The organism is Protofrankia sp. Cas8 (assembly GCF_963555845.1).
In the GTDB taxonomy this organism is placed as follows: domain Bacteria; phylum Actinomycetota; class Actinomycetes; order Frankiales; family Frankiaceae; genus Protofrankia.
The window spans coordinates 1-6,463 of record NZ_CAUVXI010000262.1 but is presented as its reverse complement, the minus strand read 5'-3'; the positions used below and the strand labels follow the sequence as shown (position 1 = coordinate 6,463).

At 69.0% G+C, this 6,463-nt stretch carries 5 protein-coding genes and 1 pseudogene; all 6 read left to right on the top strand.

From position 1 onward, the window contains the following. A pseudogene (locus tag U9977_RS24600) lies at positions 1 to 193 on the top strand (acetylglutamate kinase); the annotation flags it as partial. Next, positions 190 to 1,389 carry an acetylornithine transaminase gene (locus U9977_RS24595; RefSeq protein WP_322751657.1) on the top strand — a complete coding sequence of 400 codons (1,200 nt, stop codon included), beginning with the start codon at positions 190 to 192 and terminating at the stop codon, positions 1,387 to 1,389. The pseudogene U9977_RS24600 and the gene U9977_RS24595, both read left to right, overlap by 4 nt. A gap of 79 nt (positions 1,390 to 1,468) precedes the next feature. Next, a complete protein-coding gene (gene argF / locus U9977_RS24590) occupies positions 1,469 to 2,452 on the top strand; it encodes an ornithine carbamoyltransferase (protein ID WP_322751656.1) in 984 nt (327 codons plus the stop codon). Positions 2,453 to 2,503: 51 nt separating this feature from the next. Beyond that, positions 2,504 to 3,094: an arginine repressor gene (gene argR, locus U9977_RS24585; protein WP_322751655.1), complete on the top strand. Its 591-nt coding sequence runs from the start codon at positions 2,504 to 2,506 to the stop codon at positions 3,092 to 3,094. 246 nt (positions 3,095 to 3,340) lie between these two features. Then, positions 3,341 to 4,543, top strand: a complete 1,203-nt coding sequence (locus U9977_RS24580) for an argininosuccinate synthase (RefSeq protein ID WP_322751658.1) — start codon at positions 3,341 to 3,343, stop codon at positions 4,541 to 4,543. Next, on the top strand, positions 4,540 to 5,994 hold the full coding sequence (gene argH, locus U9977_RS24575; protein WP_322751654.1) for an argininosuccinate lyase: 1,455 nt from the start codon (positions 4,540 to 4,542) through the stop codon (positions 5,992 to 5,994). Before U9977_RS24580 ends, argH begins: the two co-directional genes overlap by 4 nt. Positions 5,995 to 6,463: the final 469 nt, after the last annotated feature.

Genomic DNA, 6,463 nt, shown 5'->3' with positions numbered 1-6,463 from the left:
GACACTGACCACTGGAATGATTCCGAAGATGGAGGCGTGCCTGCGGGCCGTGCACGGTGGCGTGCCACAGGCGCATGTCCTCGACGGCAGGGTGGCACACGCCGTCCTGCTGGAGGTCTTCACCGATGACGGGATCGGGACTCTGATCACGCCTGACACCGCGTCCGCCATCACCGTGGGAGGAGCCCCATGAACGCCGAGCTGCTCAACCGCCGAGATGCGGTGATCATGGCGGCCTACGGCCGTCCGCCGATCGCGCTGGAACGTGGTGCCGGGACCCGGGTGTGGGACGCGGACGGGCGCGAGTACCTCGACCTGCTCGCCGGAGTTGCCGTCAGCGTCCTGGGCCACTGTCACCCCGCCGTGCAGGCGGCCGTATGCGATCAGGTCGGACGCCTCGGCCATGTGTCCAACCTGTATGTGAACGAGCCGCAGATCGCCCTGGCCGAGCGGCTGTTGGAACTGCTCGGCGTCGACGGCCGGGTGTTCTTCTGCAACTCGGGCGCGGAGGCGAACGAGACGGCCATCAAGATCTCGCGCCGGACCGGCCGGAGTGAGATCGTCGCGGCGGAGGGATCCTTCCACGGACGGACTCTCGGCGCGCTGTCGATCACCGGCCAGCCGGCCAAGCGGGCGCCGTTTGAGCCGCTGCTGCCGGGCACGCGTTTTGTTCCCTACGGTGACGTCGCCGCTCTGGAGGCGGCGGTCGACGATCGCACCGCCGCGGTCTTCCTGGAACCGACGTTGGGTGAGGCCGGCGTGATCCCGCCGCCGCCGGGGTATCTGCGGGCGGCGCGCGACATCTGCGACCGCACGGGCGCCCTGCTTGTCCTGGACGAGATCCAAAGTGGCATCGGTCGGGCCGGAACCTGGTTCCTGCACCAGAGCGAGGCGGTTGTCCCCGATGTCCTGACACTGGCCAAGGGGCTCGGGGGCGGCCTGCCCATCGGTGCCTGCATCGGGTTCGGCCCGGCCGGCCATCTCCTGCGCCCGGGTGACCATGGCAGTACGTTCGGCGGCGGACCGATCGTCTGCGCGGCTGCGCTCGCGGTGCTCGCCACCATCGAGCGGGACGGGTTGATCGCCAACGCGGTGGAGGTCGGGCGCGTCCTGACCGACGGGATCCTCGGCGCCGGCGTACCGGGCGTGGTGGGGGTCCGTGGTCGTGGCCTGTGGCTGGCGATCGAGTTGGGTTTGCCGTTCGCCGGTGCCGTCGAAACCGCCGCCCGTGACGCGGGCTTCCTGGTCAACGCGGTCTGCGCGGACGCGGTGCGGCTCGCTCCGCCGTTGCTGCTCTCGGCCGCGGAGGCCGGTAGGTTCATCGCGGCGCTGCCCGAGATCGGCGGGGCTGCGCTGACCGCCGCCGAGCACTCTAAGGTCTGCGCATGACGGTGTATCCCGGTGTCCTCCGCCGCTGCGCTCCTTGCTCGCCGGCGCTCGCTGCGATGCTCGCTTTGGAGGCCACCTCATGACCATCCGACACTTTTTGCTGGATACCGACCTGACCCCGGGCGAACAGGCCGCCATCCTCGACGCGGCCGACCACCTCAAGGCGACCCGTCGGGTGCGGAGCACCGAGCCCGGCCCACTTGCCGGCCGCTCGGTAGCGTTGCTGTTCGAGAAGCCGTCCACCCGTACCCGGATGTCCTTCGACGTGGCCGTGGCCGAGCTCGGTGGACACTGCGTGGTCGTCGACGCGGCCACCACCCAGCTCGGCAGGGGCGAATCCATCGAGGATACGGCGGCGGTCTTCAGCCGGTATGTCGACGCCATCGTGGTGCGGACGTTCGCCCAGGACCGGTTGGAGCGGATGGCGGCGGCGGCCTCGGTGCCGGTGGTCAACGCACTTTCCGATCATGCGCACCCGTGCCAGGCGCTCGCCGACCTGCAGACGATCCGGGAGCGAAGCGGCACCCTGGCCGGGTTGACTCTTGCCTACCTCGGGGACGGCAACAACGTCGCGCATTCGCTGGTACTGGCCGGTGCGCTTGCCGGCATGCGGGTGCGGGTGGCCTCGCCGCCCGGGTACGAGCCCTTCGAGCAGGTGCTGCGGCAGGCAGCGGAGATCTGCTTGGTGACCGGTGGCGCGGTCACCGTGACCCATGACGCGCTCGAGGCCGCGTCCGGCGCTGACGTGCTCTATACCGACGTCTGGGCCTCCATGGGCCAGGACGCCGAGGCCGACAGCCGGTCGCTGGTCTTTCAGCCGTATCAGCTCGACGAAAAGGTGGTGGAGGCGGCCGGTGCTGACGCGATCGTCATGCACTGCCTGCCGGCGCACCGCGGCCTGGAGATCGCGGGTTCCGTCCTTGACGGACCCCGGTCGGTCGTCTTCGACCAAGCCGAAAACCGGCTGCATGCCCAGAAGGCGTTGCTGGCGTTTCTGCTGGAGCGGACTGATCCGGTCTCGCGGCCGTCCCCGCGGGTACTGGCTGGCAAGGTCACCCCGTGACCGCCTCATGACCGCCTCATGACCGCCTCATGACCGCCTCATGACCGCCTCATGACGACACCGGCGCATGGGGTGGCTCGCCACGCGGCCGCGCCGCTGACCAAGCACGCGCGGCAGGCGCGGCTCGCGGCCCTGATAGCCCGTGAGTCGGTGCGCTCGCAGACGGAGCTGGCCCGCATGCTCGCGGCGGAGGGCGTCCAGGTCACACAGGCGACGCTGTCACGCGACCTCGACGACCTCGGCGCGACCAAGGTGCGGGGCCCTGACGGTGCGCTGGTGTATGCCGTCGATGTCAATCTGGCTCCGACGGAGTCCGTGCGGCTGCCGCTGGGCAGGCTCTGTGAGGACCTCCTCGTTTCGGCCGAGGCCAACGGGGACCTGCTGGTCCTGCGGACCCCTGCGGGTGCGGCCCAGCTGTTCGCCTCGGCGCTGGACAGGGCGTCATTGCCGGAGGTCATGGGCACCATCGCCGGGGACGACACGGTCCTGGTGGTCTGCCGGTCGGCTCGGCTGGCCACCGGTGATCCCGCTGGTGGCGGTGGCCCGGGCGGCCCTGAACTCGCCGCACGGCTGCTCGACCTCGCCGACGGGCGCTCCCGCGGTTCACTTGCCAACCTGGCTGACCCGGCCCGGCGGGCCTGACCTGCGGGGCAGGATGATTATTTATTTGTGACCCGGGCTTTGCGACCCGAACATATCCGGTCAAAGGTGGCGGGATGCTGGTTTTTTTCCGCCACCGGAGACTCTCAATGATGGCTGGTCAAAGGTGGCGGGATGCTGGTTTTTCCCGCCACCGGAGACCCTCAATGATGGCCGGTCAAAGGTGGCGGGATGCTGGTTTTTCCCGCCACCGGAGACCCTCAATGATATGGGAAAGGTTGATCTGTGGTGACCGACCGCGTCGTACTCGCGTATTCGGGCGGCCTTGACACGTCCGTGGCCATTGGTTGGATCGGTGCCGAAACCGGTGCCGAGGTGGTCGCGCTGGCCGTTGACGTCGGCCAGGGCGGCGAAGATCTTGAACTGATCCGGCAGCGGGCGCTGACCTGCGGGGCGGTGGAATCCGTCGTGGTCGACGCGCGCGAGGAGTTCGCCCGGTCGTTCGTGGCTCCGGCTATCCGCGCGAATGCACTCTACATGGACCGCTATCCGTTGATTTCGTCCTTGTCGAGGCCGGTCATCGTCCGTCATCTGGTCGAGGCAGCTCACACCTTCGGTGCCGGAGCCATTGCGCACGGCTGTACCGGCAAGGGCAACGACCAGGTGCGGTTCGAGGTGGGCGTGATGGCCCTCGCCCCTGACCTGCAGGTGCTGGCGCCGGTGCGGGACTCGGGAATGACACGGGACAAGGCGATCGCGTTCGCGGACGAGCGCAACCTGCCGATCGACGTGACCGCGCGCTCGCCCTACTCCATCGACCAGAACCTCTGGGGCCGTACCGCCGAGTGCGGCGTGCTGGAGAACCCGTGGGTGCAGCCCCCGGAAGATGTCTTCGTCTACACCGCCGACCCGATGCTCGCGCGGGAACCGGACGAGCTGACCATCGGTTTCGTCGACGGGCTGCCGGTTTCCCTGGACGGCCGGGCCCTTCCCCTCGTGGACCTGATCGTCGAGTTGAACCGGCGGGCGGGTGCACAGGGCGTCGGGCGTATCGACATGATCGAGGACAGGCTGGTGGGGATCAAGAGTCGGGAGATCTACGAGTGCCCGGCGGCGATCACTCTGCTTACCGCTCACCGTGACCTGGAGGACCTCACCCTCGAACGGGAGGTTGCCCGGTTCAAGCGGGGCGTGGACCAGCGCTGGGGCGAGCTTGTCTACGACGGCCTGTGGTACTCGCCGCTGCGGGCGGCGCTGGACGCGTTCATCGACGCCACGAGTGCCCGGGTCAGCGGAGACGTCCGGATCCGGCTCGCCGGTGGCGTGGCGCAGGTGGTCGGACGGCGCGGTGAGGCGAGCCTGTACGACCACGCGCTCGCGACCTATGACGCGGGTGACCAGTTCGATCAGCGGGACGCGCGGGGCTTTATCGACCTGTGGGGTCTGCCGACCAAGGTGTGGTCGGCTCGCGAACAGCGGCTGTCCCGGTGACCACACCGGCACCCCAGTCACCGGCATCCCAGTCACCGGCACCCCAGTCACCGACCCGGCTGTGGGGTGGCCGTTTCGCCGGCGGGCCGGCCGAGGCGCTCGCCCGCCTGTCGGTCAGCGTCCAGTTCGACTGGCGGCTCGCCCCGTACGACCTGCGGGCCTCAGGCGCGCACGCCCGCGTGCTGCACCGCGCCGGCCTGCTCGACGACGACGAGATCACCGCGGTACTCGCAGCCCTGGACGATCTGGCCGAGGCTGTGCGAACCGGGCGGTTCCGGCCGACCGTCGACGACGAGGACGTGCACACGGCCCTGGAACGGGGTCTGCTCGAACGCCTCGGCACGCTCGGCGGCAAGCTGCGGGCGGGGCGTAGCCGCAATGACCAGGTTGCCACCGACCTGCGGATGTACCTGCGTGACCATGCTCGCCAGGTGGCGGCGTGTCTCGTCGACCTGCAGCTCGCCCTCGTCGATCAGGCGGCGGCCCAGGTGGACACGCCGGCTCCCGGGATGACCCACCTCCAGCACGCCCAGCCGATTTCCTTCGCTCATCAACTGCTCGCCCACGTCCACGCGTTTGCCCGTGATGTCGACCGGTTACGGGACTGGGACCGGCGTGCCGCGGTGTGCAGTCTGGGGGCGGGCGCGCTAGCCGGGTCCTCCCTCCCACTCGACCCGCAGGGCGTCGCTGTGGAGCTCGGTTTCGACTCGGCCTTCGCGAATTCGATCGACGCGGTCTCCGATCGCGACTTCGCCGCGGAGTTCCTGTTCGTGGCCGCGCTGACCGGCGTGCACCTGTCCCGTCTCGGCGAGGAGATCGTCTTGTGGACGAGCCGGGAGTTCGGCTGGGTCGAGCTGGACGACGCTTTCGCCACCGGAAGTTCGATCATGCCGCAGAAGAAGAACCCGGATGTCGCCGAGCTCGCTCGGGGCAAGTCCGGTCGGCTGATCGGCGCGCTCACCGGCCTGCTCGTCGCGCTCAAGGGTCTGCCGCTGGCATATGACCGTGACCTGCAGGAGGACAAGGAGCCGGTGTTCGACGCGGTCGACACCCTGTTGGTGGTGTTGCCGGCGACCGTCGGGATGGTGGCGACCATGCGGGTGCATCGCGACCGCCTCGCCGAGGCCGCGCCTGCCGGGTTCGCGTTGGCTACCGATGTGGCCGAGTACCTCGTCCGACGTGGGGTGCCCTTCCGGGAGGCACATGAGGCGGTCGGGCAGCTGGTGGCCTGGTGTACCGCGCACGGGGTCGAACTCGACGAGGTCGGCGACGACGACCTGGTGGCCGTCAACCCGCGCCTGACTCCGGGGGTGCGCACCGTGCTCTCCGTCCAGGGGGCGCTGGAGGCCCGCTCCGCTCCGGGCGGGACGGCCCCCGTCCGGGTGCGCGAACAGCTGGCCGCCCTCACCGACCGGCTGGCCCAGGACCGCGAGTGGGCACACAGCCCCTGACGGCCCGCTGGTCAACCGCCGACCGGGCACCGGTGGCTCCTGGCAGGTCGCTGTGACCTGCCAGGAGCCGTGCCGCACCGCGATGAGCGATGAGACGCGATGAGACGCACGCACCTGGATGCCGGACGCCGGCACAGCGGCAACGGCCCTCGATCCTCCCATAGCAGACAGGTGCGTCAAGGCGACATTCCGGCGATGTGATGTAGCTCACAGATCAAAAAGCCGTTGACGTTTGACGTTCCCGTTCTGCACCCGTAATGTTCTCCTTGCCGGCGGAAAGCCGGGAGACACCGAAGCCAAGTCGCGACGGTGGCCCCAACCCCGGTTCGACACTCTTCGTGAGTGATCGGAAACGACTGTCGAGGCTGACACCGGCTGATCCGGAGCGGTTTGACTCGATGGAAATTCGACAGTAGCTTTAAGAAGTTGTCCCGGACGGGTATCACAAAATACCCCATGGTGAACGCTT

Excerpts from the sequence above, each read along its gene's own strand:
- U9977_RS24595 (WP_322751657.1), top strand. The coding sequence starts at position 190 with ATGAACGCCGAGCTGCTCAACCGCCGAGATGCGGTGATCATGGCGGCC.
- argF (WP_322751656.1), top strand. The coding sequence starts at position 1,469 with ATGACCATCCGACACTTTTTGCTGGATACCGACCTGACCCCGGGCGAA.
- argR (WP_322751655.1), top strand. The coding sequence starts at position 2,504 with ATGACGACACCGGCGCATGGGGTGGCTCGCCACGCGGCCGCGCCGCTG.